3 protein-coding genes are annotated in these 2,922 nt (G+C 60.8%); 1 reads left to right on the forward strand and 2 read right to left on the reverse strand.

The window, feature by feature from the left end; all coding sequences use genetic code 11:
* On the reverse strand, positions 1–950 hold a 950-nt coding region (locus tag NW820_RS10770; protein WP_414407487.1), incomplete at its 3' end, for a serine/threonine protein kinase.
* Positions 951–1,091: 141 nt separating this feature from the next.
* Here NW820_RS10770 and NW820_RS10775 point away from each other — a divergent pair.
* A complete protein-coding gene (locus NW820_RS10775) occupies positions 1,092–1,973 on the forward strand; it encodes an inositol monophosphatase family protein (protein ID WP_414351233.1) in 882 nt (293 codons plus the stop codon).
* Here the strand turns inward: NW820_RS10775 and NW820_RS10780 are convergent.
* A complete protein-coding gene (locus NW820_RS10780; protein WP_011433457.1) occupies positions 1,928–2,911 on the reverse strand; it encodes a glycosyltransferase family 2 protein in 984 nt (327 codons plus the stop codon). The two genes, NW820_RS10775 and NW820_RS10780, sit on opposite strands and share 46 nt — an antisense overlap.
* Positions 2,912–2,922 lie beyond the last annotated feature (11 nt).

The raw sequence follows: 2,922 nt of genomic DNA on the forward strand, positions 1-2,922 counted from the left end.
ACGAACGGGGCAGGAGGGGCAACCTTGTTTCCATAGACAGCCTGTAGCTGCTGGCCGAGCACTTCCATGTTGGCCGGGCGGAGGGCAGGGTCTTTCTCTAGGCACTGGAGGATAACCTTCTCCAGGGCAGCGGGGATGGGGTGGGCTAGCTTGTGGTCTTGGAAGGGGCGGGGCTTTTGAAAGTTGTGGACGTGGTACCAGCCTTGCAAGGTGTCGGTATCCGGCTCGAAGGGCAACGCACCAGTTAACAGCTCGTACAGCACCACCCCCAGGGAATAGATGTCGGAGCGGCCATCCAGCTTTTCTCCGCGCATTTGCTCGGGCGAGGCATAGACCATCGTGCCCAAAAAATAGCCCGTCTGCGTCAGGCCACGAGAGGTCTCCCCCATGAGCTTGGAAATGCCGAAGTCCAGGATCTTGACCCGCTCTTTCCCATCGGGCCCTTTCTGCACAAAGATGTTGCTGGGTTTAATGTCGCGGTGGATGACGCCGCGAATGGAGTGCTTGCCCAGATCCATCTGAAAGTTGTGGGCGTGGTGCAGGGCAGAGCAAATTTGCAGAGCCAAGTTCACCACTCGCTCTGGGTGCAAGGGGCCTTCCCGAGCCAGCACATAGTCCAACCCCTGGCCGCTGTAGGGTTTGGCATTCAGGTACTCCATCACCAGATAGGGCTGGTTTTGGTACAGGCCGTAAGAGCGCACCTGCACGATGTTGGGGTGCTCGCCCAACAGAGCGCTGACCCTGGCCTCATCCATGAAGCGTTGCTGCAGTTGCTGGTAGTACTCTGGGCCCATGTCCGGGGGCGGCGGGCGCAACAACTTGACGGCCACCAGCTCGTCATTGAGCTGGGTATCCACCGCCTCGAACACATTGCCGTAGCCACCCTCGCTGATGTGGCGGGTCAGCCGGTAGCGGTTGCCAATCAGTTGTCCAATCAGGCGCTGGTTCATGGAGGAGGGTGGCCAGCTGGGGAGTTTACCTATGATTTGATTCTATTCAGCTTATGGGCCTAGAACCTGCTTGTGAGGGATCCGCTGCCATTGCGACCCCTTTTCCACCCCAAAAGCCAGGGATCCCGCTAGGATTGGGGCATGAGTGCTCCTTCTGCAACTGCTGCTCTATCCCCTTTCTGGCTGGAGGTTACCGAGTTTGCCTTGCAGGCTACGGCCAGCGTGGGATCCCAGCTCTTGGCAGACTTTGGCCAGGCCCACCCTACGGTTCGCGCCAGCGGGACGGAGTCCTTAAAAGCCGACGGCAGCTTGGTAACCTCTTCCGACGAGTGGGCGGATCGCGCTTTTCAAGGGGCCATTGCCGCTGCCTACCCCGATCACGGTTATCTGAGCGAGGAATCCAACCACATTTTTCCCGAGAAGGAGTGGTGTTGGGTAGTGGATCCTTTGGATGGCACCACCAATTTTGCCCGTGGGATCCCCATTTGGGGCAGCTCCTTGGCTTTGCTGCATTGGGGCGTGCCGGTGTTTGGCTGTGTCCATCTGCCGCCCATCCGCCAGACTTTTTACGGTTATTGGCCTCGGTTTCCTGGGGATGCAGCAGCAGGAGCTTTTCTCACCCGCCACGACCGGGATCCCGCCTGTCCCCAGCCAATCCGTCCTAGCACCGCCTCACCCGGCCCCAACCAATTGTTCAATTTCTGTTCCCGCAGCAGCCATTGGATTAGCCCGCAATTCCCTTGCAAAGCGCGGATGTTGGGGGGCGCTGCCTACAACCTGCTGGCGGTGGCCGGTGGCAGCCTTTTGGGGGCGGTAGAACGCTCGCCCAAGATCTGGGATGTGGCGGCAGTGTGGGCCATTGTCAAGGGGGCCGGCGCCGTTTGGGAACCCCTGAGCTGTGCCGATCCGGATCCCGGCCAGCCTCTCATTCCCGGCAAGGATTATGGCCGACTCACTTACCCCGCCCTGGTGGCAGCTCAAGCCGAGTGGATCCCCTTATTTCGCGCCTTCATCGCTCTGTAGCTTTCGTAAACGGCCTGCACGTTGTACCAGTTGAGGAAAAAAATCCGGCACAGCTCCAAGGCCAACTGCGAGCGGCCATGCCGGATCAACCAGCGCAGCAGCGGTTCCACCCGCTTCTCGTTCAGCCAGCCCCCCAGGGATAAAAGGCCCCACAGGAATTGGTGCAGGGGCGTCAGTTGGATCATCAGGCGCACGGCCCAGGTGGGGTGTTTTTGGTAAAAGAGAATACCCATGCGGCCCCGCTGCCGTTCCCGCTCAATCAATCCTGGGATCTGCTGCAGCTCAAAGGGCGGATGCCAGTGGTAGCCGGTGGCCTGGGGGCACTTGACCAGGCGCAGGCCCAAACGTTTTAGCCGCACCCCCAGCTCCAGGTCTTCCCAGCCGTAGAGGTGAAACCGCTCGTCAAAGGGGCCGGCGGGGGTTTCGCAGGCCAGCTCCAACCAATGGCGGGCAATGGCCACGTTGCCGGTGGCGAAAAAGGCTGCCGAAAAATCGGTGGGCTTGAAGGGTTCGGAGCGGGGATCCTGAAAATTGCTCGTGTTGATCACCCGCCCGTAGGTGAAGACCTTAGCCTCGTGGGGGGAGCGGGGATCCCCTGTAACGCCGTGCCGCCGCAGCATCTGGGCGTGGCTGGCCAAGAAGTGATCCACCACCACCAGGTCGCTGTCGATAAAGACGATGAGGGATCCCTGGGCGTGGCGAAACCCCAGGTTGCGGGCAGCGGCGGGGCCGCGGTGCTCCTGCTGCAACAGTTTCCACTGGGGCAAGCCAACGGGGTTGTTCTGCAGCCATTCCACTGTGCCATCGGTGGAGCCATCGTCCACCACCACCACCTCGTAGCCCTCGTAGGGGCCGGGCTGCTGCTGCGCCAGGGCCCGCAGACACTGCTCCAAAATGGGACGGCGGTTGTAGGTGGGAATGATGACGCTGATGTACACCGGGGATCCCT

Source organism: Synechococcus sp. R55.7 (genome assembly GCF_047461955.1).
Classification (GTDB): Bacteria; Cyanobacteriota; Cyanobacteriia; order Thermostichales; family Thermostichaceae; genus Thermostichus.